General features: G+C 35.2%; 10 protein-coding genes. 8 read left to right on the forward strand and 2 right to left on the reverse strand.

Annotated features, from left to right (window positions below; all coding sequences use genetic code 11):
- The 3 genes from AM629_RS24025 to AM629_RS24750 all read left to right on the forward strand — a co-directional run.
- The coding region (locus tag AM629_RS24025; RefSeq protein ID WP_161804247.1) for an SGNH/GDSL hydrolase family protein at positions 1–1,916 on the forward strand (1,916 nt) is incomplete at its 5' end.
- A 544-nt stretch (positions 1,917–2,460) separates the two neighbouring features.
- Positions 2,461–4,593 (forward strand): SGNH/GDSL hydrolase family protein, encoded by a 2,133-nt coding sequence (locus tag AM629_RS18045; RefSeq protein WP_054480756.1) that lies wholly within the window; start codon positions 2,461–2,463, stop codon positions 4,591–4,593.
- Positions 4,594–4,915: 322 nt separating this feature from the next.
- Positions 4,916–5,296 (forward strand): hypothetical protein, encoded by a 381-nt coding sequence (locus AM629_RS24750; protein WP_054480758.1) that lies wholly within the window; start codon positions 4,916–4,918, stop codon positions 5,294–5,296.
- Positions 5,297–5,429: 133 nt separating this feature from the next.
- Here the strand turns inward: AM629_RS24750 and AM629_RS24755 are convergent, their stop codons facing one another.
- Positions 5,430–5,663 carry a hypothetical protein gene (locus AM629_RS24755; protein WP_235525525.1) on the reverse strand — a complete coding sequence of 78 codons (234 nt, stop codon included), beginning with the start codon at positions 5,661–5,663 and terminating at the stop codon, positions 5,430–5,432.
- On the opposite strand from AM629_RS24755, the gene AM629_RS24760 reads away from it, so the two are divergent.
- The gene (locus tag AM629_RS24760) at positions 5,604–5,918 is read left to right on the forward strand and encodes a transposase (RefSeq protein ID WP_235525524.1); all 315 of its coding nucleotides are present in this window, start codon (positions 5,604–5,606) and stop codon (positions 5,916–5,918) included. The two genes, AM629_RS24755 and AM629_RS24760, sit on opposite strands and share 60 nt — an antisense overlap.
- Positions 5,919–6,084: 166 nt before the next feature.
- Here AM629_RS24760 and AM629_RS18060 read toward each other — a convergent pair whose 3' ends face one another.
- Entirely contained in the window at positions 6,085–6,708 is a 624-nt protein-coding gene (locus AM629_RS18060) for a LysE family translocator (protein ID WP_054480760.1), read from the reverse strand.
- A 594-nt stretch (positions 6,709–7,302) separates the two neighbouring features.
- Here AM629_RS18060 and AM629_RS18065 point away from each other — a divergent pair.
- From AM629_RS18065 to AM629_RS23635, 4 genes are all read left to right on the forward strand, one after another.
- Positions 7,303–8,856, forward strand: coding sequence for a tryptophan halogenase family protein (locus tag AM629_RS18065; protein WP_072161934.1), 1,554 nt, complete (start codon positions 7,303–7,305; stop codon positions 8,854–8,856).
- Between the two features lie 621 nt (positions 8,857–9,477).
- The gene (locus tag AM629_RS18070; RefSeq protein WP_054480763.1) at positions 9,478–10,233 is read left to right on the forward strand and encodes a pentapeptide repeat-containing protein; all 756 of its coding nucleotides are present in this window, start codon (positions 9,478–9,480) and stop codon (positions 10,231–10,233) included.
- A gap of 190 nt (positions 10,234–10,423) precedes the next feature.
- A complete protein-coding gene (locus AM629_RS18075; RefSeq protein ID WP_054480765.1) occupies positions 10,424–18,592 on the forward strand; it encodes a non-ribosomal peptide synthetase in 8,169 nt (2,722 codons plus the stop codon).
- A 193-nt stretch (positions 18,593–18,785) separates the two neighbouring features.
- On the forward strand, positions 18,786–18,909 hold a 124-nt coding region (locus tag AM629_RS23635), incomplete at its 3' end, for a carbamoyltransferase N-terminal domain-containing protein (RefSeq protein ID WP_152912029.1).

Below are 18,909 nucleotides of genomic sequence, written 5' to 3' on the forward strand. Positions count from 1 at the left end.
AAATTATTTTTGTCAGACGTGAGCAGTCTGACTCCATTTTTTGGGAAAGCTCACAGCAGCAGCTAACGCTGAATAAGGCAAAAAATGTGAAAAGGATATGCTTTATCGGTGAGTCTGTCGCGCTTGGTATGCTTTTCTCTCCTCATACTACGCCCGCCAAAACATTAGCGCATTTATTGAATCAGCATACTGATAGCGAATGGGAAGTTATCGATCTTGCAAAAAGTAGCATGAGCTCAGGGGGGTTATTGGAGACTTGTAAGGCAAGCTTACAATTACAACCGGATTATGTCGTTATCCTTGCGGGTAATAACTGGTTTGGAGATGTGTTATTTGGGCATAATCCCCCGTTGGAAAGACGCAGAAATTATGCCAGTGTACTTGCAAATTCAGGTCCTAATGGAATGGCGGTTGAATATAAGGAAAAGCTGGAAAAGAATGCCGAAATATTGATAAACAGAATAGATGCAATATCTAAGGAAAGCGGTATTGAATTTATTTTTGCTTTACCGGCAGCCAATTACGCAGATTGGGAACGGAAAACGCCACTTCATTGGTTGGGTAATGGCAAAACTGCTGAGTGGTATGAATTATATCGCCATGCATCACAAGCAATAATGAGTGGGCAGTATGTTGAAGCTTTAGAATTGGGTCTGAGCATGATCGGTATTGATGGCGGCACTGCGGCGACGTCTAACCGTATTGTGGCTAATAGCTTGATTGCGTTAAATAGAGCTGAAGAAGCTAAGCCATATTTAGACGCGGAATGCAGTTATGCGTTAATGTATGATCTTATAACACCACTTCCAAGTACTCCCTCATTTGTTAAAGAGCGTATTCTCCAACAAAGCGTTGGCATCAAAATTATCGATCTAGAATATTATTTCGCTAAGTATTTAGGCACGAGTGTGTTGGATGATTCACTCTTTATTGATTACTGCCATATGACACCGGAAGGTTTTAAAGTTGCGATGTCTTCTGTAGCAGAATGGCTAATTAATCATGGAAAAGATAAGTCAGATGTAAACTGGGAGATAATGGCAGGAGAAGACATTGATTTAAATGTATCTTCATATGATTTAGCTGTTTCTTATTTTTATACTGCTTTATACAACAGTCATATCAATCGACCGATTGATGAAGTCGCGGAAAGAGGGCGAGTCGTTAAGTTATTTGATAAAGCTGTTCAATACTCAGCTGAAATACTGGATGTTATGGAGCTTTATATTAAAGCCAGAAGTTGTGAGAGAGGAGCAGGATTTGGCCTAAGTCAAGCAGGGCAAAAGCTACTTGAACTTGTCAATTCTCCACACGATTTTTATATTGCTCAAACATCACCAGGCGCAGATGCGCAAACGATTGACGCAATCTGTGAAATACTTAATAAGTACGGTCGTCATGGTCATGTGTTGAAAGAATATTATCAAAAGAGTTATATTGACCAACTTAAATACGGCGTAGATTTGACTGAACCTCAATATATTGATCGAACTAGTGCGGTTATTATGGTTTCCGCAGAGATTGAATTAAATACGCGAAGAAACGTTCCATATTTTAAATCATGGTGGCCAACATCATCATTTACGCTGATTACGAGTGGTAATCGTGATCTAAATATGGTAATTACCAGCAGAGTTAAGAAATATATCGAAGAGAGTAAAGTCAAGATTTTAATTAACGGTGAATTGCTTGAAGAAATCAATCCATCATCGGAATGGTCTCTTCGCCAATTAATTATTCCAGGCTCTCTCACTAAACCGGGATTCAATACAATTACTTTGGAGTGGCCTAAGTTAGCACAGGATGAAGAAGAGGAAGTGTTGAATATATCATCTCGATATAATAAAGGTTTAAAGACAGAAATATTTCCAGTTTTTGGTGAATTATTCTCATTAAAGGTCTCTTATTCAGAATAGTTTGGTTTTATAATATCTGTGTGATCTGCCATCCATTGTTATTTAGTGTAAGCAAGCCCGCGCTTTAAAGCGGGCTAATTGTGTGTCTTTGGCTATTACACGGCTTGAATACCATTACTCCTATTTTACACGGAAATTTACTTAATTCATGTAACTAATTATTCCTGTGATTATTAATCTGTTGATAAATAATAGATTAATATTAATTTGTTGAAAAGGATCATATTTGATTTTCATGTAAAATGAAGAGATAAATGGTGGTGATTTATAATGTTTTGTTTTAATAATGATCACAAAATTAACTCGATAAGGTTTACATTTTTGACGTAATACTGATATTGTTCAATGAAAATAATTATAATGTTTATACCTTTCATCCTTCAAGTTGCTGCTTTATTGGTTGCTTTAACTTATCCCAGTCACATCGTTATTTATGTTCTTGGGGATGCGTTCACTTGACGCCGTGCTGCAAATTTAAATCTATTGGGTATAGAAGCTATTTATACTTTTATTTAGCATAAACTTAAGTGTTTAGGAAAATAATATGAATAAATCTAACGTCAATGCTGAAAAATTAGCAACGTTTCTTTCTGATAATAAAGAAGATGCTTTGGAAGTGATGCGATTAGCTCAAATCTATTTAATGAGTGAAGGGCAAAATAATAACGATGCTACATTTTTCAGTAATATTCCTTCATGTAGTGAAAATATTGATGGATATACGGCTATCGGGACATGGCATCCAGAGAAGATTAATGGTGAAATTACTTTTGTCAGACGTGATCAGTCTGACTCCATTTTTTGGGAGACTTCACGGCAGCAGCTGACGGTGAATAAAGCAAAAGATGTGAAAAGGATATGCTTTATCGGTGAGTCTGTCGCGCTTGGTATGCTTTTATCTCCTCATACTACGCCCGCCAAAACATTAGCGCATTTATTGAACCGGCATACTAATATCGAATGGGAAGTCATCGATCTTGCAAAAAGCTGCATGAATGCGGGGGGACTATTGGAGACTTGTAAGGCGAGCTTACAGTTACAACCGGACTATGTGATTATTCTTGCCGGTAATAACTGGTTTTCAGATGTGTTGTTTGAGCATAATCCACCGTTGGAAAGACGCAGAAATTATGCCAATGTACTTGCAAATTCCGGTCCTAATGGTATTCCGATTGAATATAAGGAAAAATTGGAAAAGAATGCAGAAATATTGATAAACAGAATAGATGCAATATCCAAAGAAAGCGGTACTGAATTTATTTTTGCTTTACCTGCATCCAATTACGCAGATTGGGAGCGGAAAACGCCACTTCATTGGTTGGGTAATGGCAAAACCGCTGAGTGGTATGAATTATACCGTTATGCATCACAAGCAGTAATGAGTGGGCAGTATGTTGAGGCTTTGGAATGGGGTCTGAGCATGATCGATATTGATGGTGGTAATGCAGCGACGTCTAACCGTATTGTGGCTAATAGCTTGATTGCGTTAAATCGTGCTGAAGAAGCTAAGCCATACTTAGATGCAGAATGCAGTTATGCATCAATGTATGATCTTGTAACACCATTCCCGCATACCCCTTCATTTGTTAAAGAACGTATTATCCAGCAACGTGTTGGCATCAAAATTATCGATCTAGAATATTACTTCACTAAGTATTTAGGCACGAGTGTGTTGGATGATTCACTCTTTATTGATTATTGCCATATGACACCAGAAGGTTTTAAAGTTGCGATGTCTTCTATAGCAGAATGGCTAATTAATCGTGGAAAAGATAAGCCAGATGTAAATTGGGAGGTAATGATAAGAGAAGCCATTGAGTTGGGGGCATCTTCATATGATTTAGCTGTTTCTTATTTTTATACTGCTTTATACAACAGTCATATCAATCGACCGATTGATGAAGTCGCGGAAAGAGGGCGAGTTGTTAAGTTATTTGATAAAGCTGTTCAATATTCATCTGAAATACTGGATGTTATGGAGCTTTATGTTAAAGCCAGAAGTTGTGAGAAAGGAGCCGGATTTGGCCTAAGTCGAGCAGGGCAAAAGTTGCTTGAACTTGTCAATTCTCCACACGATTTTTATGTTGCTCAAGTATCACCGGGTACAGATGCGCAAACTATTAACGCAATTTGTGAAATACTTAATAAGTATGGTCGTCATGGTTATATGTTGAAAGAATATTATCAAAAGAGTTATATCGACCAGCTTAAATACGGTGTAGATTTGACTGAACCTCAATATATTGAACGAGCTACTGCGGTCATTAAAGTTTCTCTAGATCCTGAGGTAAATACACGAAGAAGTATTCCATATTTTAAATCATGGTGGCCAACATCATCGTTTACGCTGATCACGAGTGGCAATCGTGATCTAAATATGGCAATTACCAGCAGAGTTAAGAAATATATCGAAGAAAGTAAAGTCAGGATTTTAATTAACGGTGAATTGCTTGAAGAAATCAAGCCATCATCGGAATGGTCTCGTCACCAATTAATTATTCCAGGCTCTCTCACTAAACCGGGATTCAATACAATTACTTTGGAGTGGCCTAAGTTAGTACAGGATGAAGAAGAGGAAGTGTTGAATATATTATCTCGATATAATAAAGGTTTAAAGACAGAAATATTCCCAGTTTTTGGCGAATTATTCACACTTAAAGTTTCTTATTCAGAATAGTCTGGTTTTATAATATCTGTGTGATCTGCCCTCCATTGTTATTTAGTGTAAGCAAGCCCGCGCTTTAAAACGGGCTAATTGTGTGTCTTTGGCTATTACATGGCCTGAATGCCGATTTAATATTGATATTACTCCTATTTCACGCAGAAATTTATTTAATTAATGTAAGTAATTATTTTTGTGATTATTAATCTGTTGATAAGTAATGAATTAATCATATACAGGATCTTAAGCAGTAACCGTATATTTTAGATAACAAAAAGGCTTCATTTATTATCTGATAATCGTCGCCAAACTCATATCAAAATCAAGGATGAAGCCTGTGATAATTATCGCTATAAAACATCAGTTAATGCAATTCTTCAGTGACGTTTCTTTGCAAAAAATTGCCTTTCAGTGTGGGTTTATTCAGCACGTGAGAAATATCGAGCCTCGCGTGTTGATTCTCAGCCTTATTGCCGCACTTAGCACGGGTAATGTGACGTCGATTGCCCAATTACATCAAAAACTTAATGGCTTGTGCCCCGATAAAAAACAACAGGTCAGTTACCGCCCTTTTTATAATCAACTCTGCAAAGCTGCCTTCATCGAATTTGTCAAAATATTGGTGAGATTTGCCATGGCACAATGGGTAGAAAAGCATGTCGCCGTGCCCAAAAAACTGACAAAATTTCAAAATGTTATTTTGCAGGATGGGAGTTAATTCAAAGTTCATCCGGCACTGGCTGACGTTTTCCCTTATCGGTAAGACTACTGCCGCTGCCATGGAATGTCATCTGACGCTGTCCCTGTTCACCCAGTCTCCGGTCAAAATGATCGTGACCGCCGATACAGCGTCAGAATGAGCTTACCTGCCTGTACCGGCGACGCTGCGCGACCAATTGCTGGATCTGATTTGTCGGCGTAATGGCTATGAGTTTCATCTTATTCGCCGCTTGTTTACCGAAGAAAAATGCTTCTGTCTGTAGCTGATTAATTTGCCTGTGGAGGAGTTTACAGCCAGTGACATCATGGATATTTATCGTTGCCGCTGGCAAATAGAACTGTTGTTTAAAGAAATTAAATCGCATACCAATTGGTGCGGGTTTACCACACGGAAAGAAACGTTAGCCACCTGGCTCAGCTTACTGGCTTTGTTGCTCAGGCGCTTGCTGGCAAGACGATTATTCCCCGCGATCTCATTGCTTAAAGCAACCCAAAATACAAAGATCTGGCTCAGGCCAATAATAGAAAACTTGCTCCAAAGGACATGGTCAGAAACGTGTTTTTGGCTGGAAAAAGCGCAAGTATATTTATGTCAAAACGCGTTCAAAGCACCACAGTGAAAATCGTGTAAATACAAGATATTAGATGCATGTTTTGAAAGGCTTAATTCTTAAGATCCTGTATGTGAAGGCCGGATAGCATCCAGTCTTAATTTATCTTCTCTTTTATTATGTGTTTTTCCTAATTTCCCCTGTGGAAAAAATGCGGTTGTAGAACTAAGTAAGGTTATTCAGGGATATACGCTAGGTTTGATGAATAAAGTAGTGAGATAGAAAAAAACATTAAAATTAGTGATGCGAATTTAAAGAAATAATTAGGTTGTATATAGTTACTTTTTAAATGTAAAGTCTTCCCCAATAGTACCCATAAACAAGAAACTGGATATATAGTTGAAAGTAAAATCACCATTGAAGATGAATATATAATAGGTAATTCGAAAGCGTAGGATGGAATAACATATGAAGCTAGCACGAATGCTTTTGGACTAAGTAAGGTTGTTATAAATATTTCTTTGGCATTTATCTCATTTGAGTAATCAATGGATAATGAAAATTTCCAAACTTTAATTGATAACAGAGCAATATAAATTGCAGATAAAATCTTTAGTAAAACAGTAATCCAAGGAATATATAAGTTAACAAAGGTCAAAGTAAAACCTAAAATACTGACTGAAATGAAATAACCCAACATTTCAGTGATGATTAGTTTTTGTGATTTTTTCCAACCTACTATCAACCCAGAAGATAGAATCAATGTGTTTGTTGGTCCTGGCATAATTAATAACAATGATGAGAGGTAAAATATTTTTAGATTTTCGCTAGATGGTAAATAATGAATGAAATGTTCCATTGAATGATATCCTCTGATATTAATATATTTTTTTAATAATTTTATATAATATCTAAAAAAATAGCCTTTTGACAGATTTTTTGGCAATGGTGGTATTTTTCGGAAAAGTAACAAACAAATAAAATATAGTGATGAAATAATAATGTAGTGTAATGAATTATTATTGGTTTGTTTAAAAGTTGGGTGGTGTAATCCAATGATAAATAAAAAGACATGACGTTTATAACAGTTTTGAATGATTGTTTGTTGATAATATATTAATATCAATGACTTGAAAATAAATTACCTTTGATTTTAATGTAAATTAGAAAGAGAAATAACGATAATTCCTGATGTTTTGTTAGAATAATGATCACAAAATCAACTTAACAAGGTTTACAGTTTTGGTACAAGGCTGATATTGTCCAATAAAAGAAAATCATCATGTAATAAAGGATTCATAATGTCTAAATAATAAATTTAGAAAAATCTTATTTTAAATAGAAAATAGATGTGATTTCTATTGTTAAGTTAATCATGGATGTAAATTCAGACAATTGAATTTATTATTCGTTTGTATGCATTTATCTGAGTATCTTAATAAGTAGAGGCAACATGGTAAAGTCAGTATTAATAGTGGGTGGTGGTACGGCTGGTTGGATGACTGCGGCTTATTTAGCAAAAGCGTTTGCTCAAAATGTCAATATTACAGTTATTGAATCGAAGAAGGTAAAGAAAATAGGTGTTGGAGAGGCGACATTCAGTACAGTCCGTCATTATTTTGATTACCTTGGGTTGGATGAAAGTGAATGGTTAGCTGAGTGTGCAGGAAGTTACAAATTAGGCATTAGATTCGAGAATTGGGATGGTAAAGGTAATCATTTCTATCATCCCTTTGAACGCTGGGAGGTTGTTAAGGGTTTTCCTATTTCTGAATGGTGGTTAAAGAAAGGTATTACAGACCAAAGTTTTGACTATGCGACTTTTTTGACGCCTCATCTTTGTGAGGCCAAACGGTCTCCCAGGAGGTTGGATGGTTCTCTTTTTGTACAAAATTCTGATATGCGACTTGGACAATCAACATTAGCAGAGCAGAGGGCTCAATTCCCATATGCCTATCATTTTGATGCTGATGGTGTTGCGAGTTTTCTAAAACGTTACGCAATGAATCGAGGTGTTAGCCATATAGAAGATGATGTAACCTATATAGAAATTGATGAAAATGGAAATATAGGATTTCTGGAAACAAAAATACATGGGAAGCTTAAAGCTGATCTCTATATTGATTGTACTGGATTCAAGGGGCTGTTAATCAATAAAACATTGAATGAGCCATTTGTGAGCTTTTCTGATGTTCTAAAAAATAACCGAGCAGTAGCATTACGAGTACCTAGAGAGGATACTCGTGATATTGAACCGTATACAACAGCCCGCACGATGTCTAATGGATGGCGTTGGACAATCCCTTTATACAAAAGAAATGGTTATGGGTACGTATATTGTGATAAATACCAAAGTCCTGAAGAAGCTGAAGCCGAACTAAGAAAATCCATTCCATATGAAAACGCGGATTGTGCCGCAAATCATATTAGAATGAGGATTGGTCGTAGTAATCGTTCTTGGGTAAAGAATTGCGTAGCGATTGGGTTATCAAGCGCATTTGTTGAACCTTTAGAATCAACAGGAATTTTCTTCATTCAACATGGGATTGAACAGCTAGTTAGATTTTTTCCAAGAAGTAGCGATAGTGAACTATTAATTGAAGAGTATAATACGCGGGTTAATCGTGTCGTTGATGGTGTTAAAGAGTTTCTGCTGCTTCATTTTTCACTAGCACGGCGTAATGATACTGTGTACTGGAAAGAATGGAAAAATGTTAAATTACCTAAAGAGCTCTTAAAAAAAATAATGTTAGCGGAAGATCACTTATTGGATAAAGAGACTATCTATCCTTTCTATCACGGTTTTGAAGAGTATTCGTGGAATACTATGATCTTAGGTTTGAGTTCAAGTTCATTATCGGGCAAACCAGCATTATCATTAATGGCTTCTGATGAAGCGGATGAAATATTATTGCAACACCATATTAAAGCAAAAAATATGGTAAGTGGTTTACCAACATGTCATGAATATTTGCAATATCTACATGATTCACAAAATAAAAACTGATAATAAATAAAGAACTGGCGCCTAATTGCATTAAGCAAGAGTAAAACCTTGCTTAAAATTTTTTTATTAGGTTAAACTTAATTATCTCAATAACCTACTAAAACTGAAAGTGATTAGTAACGTATTTATACGGCATTTAGAGCGCCAGTAATCTAAGGGCGGTAGCTTGCAAAGATAAAGATAAGCTATTAAGTAAGTTTATCATCCAGCTTATGTGTCATTATTACCTGATGGGATGGACTTTTAGTATGTTGACTGTATTTAACAATATGTTTAGGGATTTTTAGTTTTTTATTCTGTATTGACTAGGTTGTTTAATAATAAATTCATACAGATAATATTGTCAGAGTCAATATCAAAAATGGTGTGAGTTTTCGTCAGGACCTGCGTTTTCCTTGTGCTGTGTATTCCAACCTTCCATTCGTCTCCTCCTAAGTTTCCTTGATTTATTCAATAAATCCTGCCTAAACTAATGTATATATAGGTTGAGAGAGATAAGACAATGGGGTAGAGTTGAGCATTTCATGATAAAATCACTTGCCAAAATTTTCTCTGTCATGAAATTTATGGTTTAAATAGCGTGTTAGTGGATGTGAATTATCATATTTGAGAAACTTTAATATGTTTGAATATAAATTGGATATTTCAGAAGAAATTGGTGTAATTGAAGGTAGGAAATTTAATAATTTGGATTGGAGTGATGAAGAACAATCAGATTTGGTATTTAAAAACTGCCTTATTATTGGTTCTAAATTTCTAGGGGCAAATTTGAAAGGTTTACGTTTAATAAATTGTCAGGTATTGAACTGTGACTTTAGTGAAGCAAATATTTCATATGGTGAATTCGAAAATACATTATTTTATGATAAAGAGAGTCAAAAAGGTTGTGATTTTAATAATGCGGACTTACATTGTTCAAAGTTTGTTTGTTGTGATATTTCAACAAGTAATTTTTATCGTGCTGAGTTATTCGATATAACAATCGATAGGTGTCGAGCGCAAGGGTGTTATTTTGAACTTGCTGATTTTACAAAAGTTGTCAGCCGAAAAATTATATTCAGCTCAGCAACATTAATAAAATCAAACTTTAAATATTCAAACTTTGAAGGAGTATATCTTGAAAAGTGCGATTTATCAGAAAGTAATTTAGTTTCAGTTGTATTATCAAGAGCAAACCTTGCTGGTGCAAACTTAACTAATACCATTTTTTCACCATTACGATATGATGGAATATCAATATTTAAAGCTGATCTAAGAAATGCGGAAATATCTAATGTCGATGTGAGATTATTAGATTTTTCTGGGGTTGAAATATTTGAATGGCAAATGGTTCCTTTGATGGAAAATCTGGGATTTATCATTCATCCAGATAATTAAAATAAAAAATTATGTGATATAAAATAATAAAGATGATATTGGTCTTTATTAAGGGTAATATACTCATTAATCAATCTATTGTTATAGATATTTCTATGATTATTTAGTTGTTAACATCCTTTGAAAATTTATCCGATTTTGCTGTTTTTCGCATTATAGGCGTTAAGCATTAATAGGAGTTAGGTGAAAAATGAAAATAAGAGAAGATATTATTGAATTTAGATCTCAAAAAGAGGTTCTGGTAGAAGAAGATATCAATAAGAAATGCCCAGATGATAATAGAATCCAGATTAATCCTAAAGTGAAAAGACTGTTAGATTGGCTTAGGTTGACTGCTAAGTCAGATCCTGATTTAATCAAAAGTAAAGAAATATCTCAGCAGTTTATTTATCAGTCAGGGAAGCTTGGACTTTTTGGGATGCGAATACCGATAGAGTTTAATGGCATCGATATTTCTGTTTCAGAGACATCTCAAATCATCGAACAGCTAGCCGCTATAGATATTACTCGAGCAGCTTTTACTGTACTCCAACACTCATGTAGTTATTTGATATTCAAACATGCTAGCCCAGAGATAAAGCAGAAGTATTTATCGAAAATGTCGATGGGTGAGGTGATTGGATGTTTTGCACTGAGTGAACTCGCTGCGGGTTCGAATCCGCGAAATATGGCATCAATTCTGACAAAGCGTGATAATGATTCATGGGTACTAAATGGTAGTAAATGTTGGTTGGGAGGAGCTTCTATTGCTGGTGTGTTTATTGTGTTTGCAAAACATCAGCCCGACGAAGAATCAGGAATTAGCTGCTTTGTGGTTCCAGCATCTGCTCCAAGTATAGAAGTTGGTGATGAACAGAATTATTTGGGGGTCCAGGGTCTTAGTTTACGTACTGTCACTTTTAACAACGTTATTGTGAAAAATACGCAACGATTAGGTGAGTTGGGAAAAGGTATGCAAATTGCTGCGAGTAGTTTGCTTTTTGGGCGTGTACTAGCCAGCTCATTAGCTGTTGGAGTGATGAAACGGTGTGCCCAATTGATGCATAAATTTGCTTCCCAACGTCAAATCAGCACAGGGCTACTGATAAACAATCCAGTGACAGAATTACAATTGAGTTGGTTAATCAATGCAATAGCAAGTGTGACGGAATTATCTGCTCAAGCATGTGATGATTTCGATCATGGCGTATTTGTTCCTACTAGTCTATGTATTACTGCAAAAGTCTTAGGATCTGAGTTTGTTTGGAAAGCCACAGATAGTTTAGTCCAATTGATGGGTGCAAGAGGGTTAGATGAGAGAAATGTAGCATCTGGTTTATTGAGAGATAATCGGTTTTTGAGAATAGGCGAAGGACCAACTGAAACATTGTTAATGGAGTTAGGGGCAATATTAGCGACTAAAGATCCTGAAAACGAATTTTATTTCGTCGAAAAACTCAATGCTAAAGAAGTTTGGAGTAAATTGTATTCATCAATAAATGAAATCACAAGATTATGTAAAACTAAAGAGAAGGAACTTGAAGCAACCTATTACTATATTGGTAGAGTTGGGATTTGGGTTATTTTACATGCCTGTATAGAGCATCGGCACCCTTTAGAACATGGCACTACAATTGACTGGATAAAAGATAACTATAATCAGGAATTTATTTTAATAAAAAACGAATTAAGTCGAAAAAGCTCTAGAAGCCAGATAGACGATATTTTAGAGAAAATTAATTCTTATAGTTCTGAAATTGGTTATCCAGATGAGGAAATTGCGGAAGATCTTAATAATATTGATCCCTTTTTTTCTAGGGAGTACGTTAATAGTAAGGAAAACAGATTTATTAATGGAGCTACTAAACTCTATAATGATAATAAAGAAGATGAGGTACCATTAATAAATCTTATAAAAGATTCATTATTATCTTCAGAATTTACATTGACTAAAAATAGCACTAAGATTTTACTTAGTGAACAGATAAAAAATAAAGTTAAAAGAATAGCTAAACTAAATAAGAGATCTACAGTAGAAGTCATACTGACTTCACTTTCGCTATTATTAGCCAAGATTTCTAACCAGGAATCTATCTCGATACTTATCTTCGATGTTAAAGATAATTCGACATATCCTTTCACTTACCAATATAAACCTAATGATTCAATTGAAAATAACTTAGTTACCTTAATTGGTAAAGTAAAACAGTGGTCAACACCAAGTGAAGCGATTGTGGATATTATTGAGAAATTAAAAAATGATTCTCCATCATTGAATTTAGCTACAACGACAGTTTGTTTCTGCATTGGATTCCCACTGCAATATAAAGATCTAGATGGAATGGATATTTGTATTGCTTTTGAAGAGAAAAATACTGAGCATTCGATTACATGGATTCATTCTGCTACTTTTAGACAGGATACCATCAAGCGACGGGAAAATAATTTAATTAAATTAATTGATTCAATTCAGACTTCAAATGAACCTGTTGCAAAATTATCCATTATTCCTGATAGCGAAAAAGAGGAAATCGAGAAATATAGTAACGTAAAGAGCATTTCTAAAAGTAGAGAAAAAACATTACCTGAGTTGTTTTATCAATGCCTAGGATTAAATCCCGAAAGTATAGCATTAGTAGGCGCTAATGAAAACCTGACATATCGGCAATTAGAGGAAAAAACGAATCAGATAGTAGCTATTATACAAGAAGCTGGTGTAAAGAGGGGGGATGTTGTATGCCTCTGTATGGGGAGGACTTCCTATTTTATAGCCAGTTTATTGGCAATCGTTAAGATGGGGGCTATTTTTGTTGTGCTTAACGTAAGGCATCCTGTAGAGAGAAATCGAAAGATAATCTCTGACACGGGTTGCTCAGTAATCTTGAGTGAAAGTTCATTGATAAATATTGCAAAGGAGCTTGGCGAATACATTATTGAAATTGATAGAGAATTGAGATCTGGTAATTTACATTCTATCTCGTTTAGTAACCAAGCAACACCTGATTCTATTGCATATATTTCGTTTACTTCTGGTTCAACTGGTGAGCCTAAAGGGGTAATGGTTAGTCATAGTGCACTTTGTTTGCAACTCGAAAACCGTAGGGAAATCTTGAATCTTTGTGAAAGTGATAGATTGCTATATTCAGCAGCACCGAATTTTGATGTTGCTATATGGGAGTTTTTTGGTGCTTTCTCTGTAGGCTGTACATTGATTGTGAATGGTGATAATGAGTTTAATTGGGATCCAAAAGAAACCATAGATACAATTATTCACTATGGTGTTACTCATCTCCAAATTCCACCTACACAGCTTGGTCTGTTAATTAATGAAAAAAATATTGAACAATGTTGTTCTCTAACTTGTATTATTACTGGTGGGGAGTTGCTACCGAACAATGTAAGAGAAAGTATACATTCAAAAATAAAGGTAAATCTGTATCACTTTTATGGGCCAACAGAAGCCGTTATCGATACTAGTTACTGGCAATGCAAAATAGGTGAACAACAATCATCTACCTATATTGGTCTTCCTTGCCCATATAGGCAGGTATATATACTTGACCATGATATGCAACAAGTCCCAATTGGTGTACCTGGAGAAATGTATATTGCAGGGAAACCTCTTGCAAATGGATATCTATCAAGATCACAGATGACGGAGGTTCGGTTCATTAGGAACTCATTTACTGAGGAAGAAGATGAAGATTCGCTCATGTATAAAAGCGGTGATAAAGCTCGCTTTATACCTGGAGGTGGGTTAGAGTTTTTAGGTAGAGTTGATCAGCAGATTAAGATCAATGGCATCAGAGTAGAACCGGGAGAAATAGAAAATGTATTAGAAAGCCATGCATCTATTATGCAACTTAGGGTTGCATTGAGAGGTCAGGGTCAAGATAAAGTTAATCAGTTCCTGGTTGCTTATTATGTTCTATTTAAAGGTTCTACAGTTGGTAAAAATGAGCTTAGACAATTTGCAAAGAAACGCTTGCCAAAGGAGATGGTACCAAGCTTATTTGTCGAGTTAAAATCTCTACCTGTAACTTCAACTGGTAAATTAGATATTCGTGCCCTACCAGAAATTTCTGATTTACATAAAATAGAAACCTCAAAAATTGATATCTCTTCGACTATAGGTAAGGTACGTTATATATGGCAAGAGGTTCTTAATAGAGCAGTCAATGACGAAGACGCCGATTTTTTTGAAATTGGTGGCCACTCTCTGACGGCAGTAAAAATACTTACTCAGTTAAGAGAGACTGTTTCAACAGATATTAAGATGAGTGATTTCTTGGAAAATTCAACAGTAAAAGGGTTAGCAAAAATTATTGAAAAAAAAGGTGAAAATATCTATGTAGAAAAGCCTATTTCAACATCAAGAAAAGGACTTATCCCTTTATCGGGAACACAGGAAAATTTATGGTATCTCTACAAGCTTAATCAGCAGTCTTCAGCTTATAATTGCCCTGAAGCATTTCGGTTATCGGGAAAGGTTTGCTTGAGAAGCTTAGAGAAAGCATTGAGTGATATTTTCAAACGTCACGAATCTTTAAGAACTACATTTTATGAATTGAATGGCATCCCTTATCAAAAAATTGTACCTATTGCAGAATTTAAACTCAACACATTGAATTTTAATCATATATCTGAACAAGATTTTTTAGAGGAATCTAAAAAAATTGTAGAGAGGGAATCTACTAGGCCATTTAATTTAGAAGAGGATTGCTTATTTAGGGTGCTATTCATGAGTAATCATGATGAACATGTTATTTTTTGGAATTTTCATCATATTATTGCTGATGGTACTTCTTCTGCAAATATATTTACCAATGAACTTAGCTATTTTTACTCTTATTACCTAAGTAGAAGAAATATATCTTTATCTGAGATTGAGGTACAGCCTATTGACTATATGCGCTGGTATAATACTTTTATGGGTGAGTCGAAACGTGATAGAAAACTGGATTTTTGGCGTAATGCGCTAGAAGGGGCACCTTCTGAAGTTGATATCACACTCGGAAATTATTTACCAACTAATATTAGTGATAAAGGTTGCAGGTTCTATTTTAAATTACCAGAAAAAATTGTGGTTCAACTTGATAAGTTTTCAAGAAATAATGGATTAACTCAATTTGAGATTTTAATGACTGCTTTTTCGGTTCTTATTTATATTGTCAGCGGTGAAGATGATTTCACTGTCGGAACTGTTGTAGCTGGACGACATCATAGTATTATCGAGAACGTCATAGGAAATTTTGCCAATGTTGTTGTGACAAGACATAATGGTTTTAAACAGACGACAATTTTTAATTATCTTGAATCAATAAGAAATCAATTAGCTAATATATTTGAACACTCTGATATCCCTTTCGATGAAGTTGTTTCAGCAATATGCCCTAATCGTAAGAAAAATAAAAATCCATTATTTAATATTTTCTTTTCTCTTTACAATGGGAAAAGAAATCACATTAATATCGATGGAGTAGTACAGAAAGAGCTGTTATTGGATCCAGGTTACTCTCAATTCGACCTTAGTTTGGCTTTATTTTCGGATGTGGGATCGATTAATGGATATATCGAATATAAGGTTGATCTCTTTGATAAGGATATAGTGAGTCGCCTTTTTTGTTATTATATAAAAGCAATTAACTATATTTTGATGCACTCAGATAAAAATATCGATTGCATTGAATTGGTCGATAGTGAGGAAAAGAATAGGATTGTTGAAGATTGGAATAATATAAGAGGACCTGTAGAAACAGATAAAGCTTTATATGAACTGTTTGAAGAGCAGGTTAAACTGTACCCTAATAATATTGCCGTTAAGTTTGAAGATAAATATTTGACCTATGAAGAATTAAATAAAAGGGCTAATAGATTAGCACACTACTTAAATAGTTCTGGTGTTAGTCCTGGTAATTTGGTCGGGATTTGTGTTCAGCCATCTATTGAGATGTTTGTAGGTTTGCTAGGAATTGTAAAGGCTGGTGCAGGGTATGTACCATTAGATCCCGCACTTCCGGCAGCCAGAATAGATTTTATAGTGAAAAACAGTGATTCAGTAGTGATTTTGACTCAATCAATTCTCGCTAAAACAGTTGCGCATTGTGGTATCAATCTCATATTGCTTGATGAAGAAAATCAGTTGTTTAAAGCATATAAGGAGACAAACCCTTCGCACTTGATTCCGGCTGATAGCATCTTATATATGATTTTCACATCAGGATCGACAGGAATACCGAAAGGCGTCCAGACTCAGCATTATAATGTTGCAGCGCTGGTTTGTGACACTAATCATATGGAGTGTCACAAAGAAGACGTTTTTGCAAAAGTTAATAATTTTGCATTTGATATTTCTACATGGGAAATTTGGACCCCGTTATTGCATGGTGCATCTATTACAGTGGTTCCTGATTCTATAAAGTTAATTCCGCAGGAATTTTCTGCTTTCATCAAACAACAAAAAGTGACGATGCTTTATCTTCCTACTGCGCTTTATCATATGATCGCTACTGAGCTGCCGGAAAGTTTTGGGGTGCTTAAGCTGCTTGTTGTTGGTGGTGAAGCGCTTGATCCGACAAAAGCACGATGTGTTTTGGAAAGCAAAACTCCGCCAAAAGGTTTTATCAATGCTTATGGTCCAACAGAAGTGACATGTTCATCTGCGTGGTTTGATGTTAAAAAGCTTAGTAAGGACGCAAAAAGGGTTCCAATCGGTAGGCCGATCACAAACACGCAGTTTTACGTATTGAATAGTGAACAAAAGGTTCTTCCAATCGGGGCCAAAGGTGAGCTATATATTGGTGGTGCTGGAGTGTCGAAAGGTTATAGGAAGCGTCCAGAACTCACGGAACGTCACTTCCTAAAAAACAGGTTAGGTTCTGACATAAGATTTGACAAACTTTATCGTACTGGAGATGTCGTTAGATACTTAGCTGATGGTAACTTAGAATTCATGGGTAGAGTTGATCATCAAGTTAAGATTCGGGGATTTAGAATAGAAATTGGAGAGATAGAAAATATATTAAGAAAGTATCCTTTGATAAAGGCAGCTATTGTTTTAGTTCAGGAAGAGTCACCGGGAAATAAGCGCTTAGTTGCATTTATCGAGTTTTATGAAGGACGCCACAATACACCAATAAGTACCATAAGAAAATATCTATTAGAAAATCTACCTGCTTATATGGTTCCTTCGATAATTAAGGCATTAAATATTTTACCATTGAACAACAATGGTAAGATAGATAGGAATAAACTTAATCAGATTGAAATAGAATTGGGTAACGAAGGTAGTTGTTTGCGCTATCCGCGAGACCATATAGAGCTATCACTTTGTCTTATTTGGGAAGAGGTTGTTGGATTTAAAAATCCAACATTAGATATGAATTTTTTTGAAAATGGCGGAGATTCCCTTCGAGCGGTTCGTTTAATTTCTGAAATTAATAAAACTTTTGGGAAGAATTTATCTTTAGATTCGCTGTATGATGGAGGAAATATTGAATCCCTGGCATTAAAAATAAAGAGTAATGGCATAGACAATGAAAATCGTATTCTAATACCTCTTGTAAAAAATAAATCTAATGATAAATCTATATTTATCATTCATCCTCTGAGTGGTAGCGTAATGTGCTATATCCCATTAGCTATAATGTTAGCTAACCCGCTTTATGCTTTCCAATCACCGCTACTTTATAAGCAATCGATGCATGAACCAATAGATACCGTTGAAACTCTAGCTTCAATGTATATTGATGAAATGCTAAAAGTTCAAGAGCAAGGTCCCTTTGTGCTTGGGGGATGGTCTTTCGGGGGAACCATTGCTTTTGAGATGGCAAGGCAACTTGAATTAAATGGTCATGAAGTATCTAAACTATTTTTGTTTGATAGCGCAGCGCCTGGTAAAACTCATAAAGAGTTGAACATGATGAAAGTTCTTAGTCTTTGTCTTGGTGAAATTGTTGAACAATTTGGTACTCATATCGATATTGATTTAGAAAGCATTAGCAAGCTGACTCATAACGAAATACTTGATGTTGTATTGAATACTATTAAAGTGCATGGGGGATTTGCCCCAGATGCTGATGTCACTATGCTTGAACGTATGATTGACACTTGCTTGGCTAATTCTAGTGCGTCATCAAAATACAATGCTGGTATTGTAAGTGCTAACACTATTCTTTTTCGTGCTAAGGACTGTTCACATATGGAAGAGATGCTGGTATCCCCTAATGAGGCTAAAGAAAGAAGCTTGGGGTGGAACCAACACATTTCTGGTGATCTTATTGTTGAGGATATTGATGGCCATCATATGTCGATAATGTTCCAGCCTAACGTTAATGCTATTTCTGAGGTAATAAATAAATGGATGGATAAAAATAGTTAATCGGATAAGTTAATTCAATATAATTATTAAAATAGCGTTCTGTCATATACTTTTTATTTTATTAATAGGAGTATTTGGTGAATGTTATATCCATCGTTTAAAATTAAAATAAGGTATATAACCTATCTTGAAATAATAAGTTGTGACTAGAGCTATATTTATTATTAAATCTGAAAAAATAGGGTATTGTGCTATGAATATAATAGGTATCTCTGCAAATTTCCATGATTCTTCCTGTGCGCTGATCAGTGATGGTCAATTAGTAGCAGCTGTTTCAGAAGAGCGATTTTCTAGACTTAAAAATGATTCCAGATTGC

Origin of the sequence: Photorhabdus heterorhabditis (assembly GCF_001280945.1) — a bacterium.
Taxonomy (GTDB): Bacteria; Pseudomonadota; Gammaproteobacteria; order Enterobacterales; family Enterobacteriaceae; genus Photorhabdus; species Photorhabdus heterorhabditis.

Coding starts and splice junctions, on each gene's coding strand:
- AM629_RS24760 (WP_235525524.1), top strand. CDS start 5,604: ATGGATATTTATCGTTGCCGCTGGCAAATAGAACTGTTGTTTAAAGAA.
- AM629_RS18060 (WP_054480760.1), bottom strand. CDS start 6,708: ATGGAACATTTCATTCATTATTTACCATCTAGCGAAAATCTAAAAATA.
- AM629_RS18070 (WP_054480763.1), top strand. CDS start 9,478: ATGTTTGAATATAAATTGGATATTTCAGAAGAAATTGGTGTAATTGAA.
- AM629_RS24755 (WP_235525525.1), bottom strand. CDS start 5,663: ATGCGATTTAATTTCTTTAAACAACAGTTCTATTTGCCAGCGGCAACG.
- AM629_RS18045 (WP_054480756.1), top strand. CDS start 2,461: ATGAATAAATCTAACGTCAATGCTGAAAAATTAGCAACGTTTCTTTCT.
- AM629_RS18065 (WP_072161934.1), top strand. CDS start 7,303: ATGGTAAAGTCAGTATTAATAGTGGGTGGTGGTACGGCTGGTTGGATG.
- AM629_RS18075 (WP_054480765.1), top strand. CDS start 10,424: ATGAAAATAAGAGAAGATATTATTGAATTTAGATCTCAAAAAGAGGTT.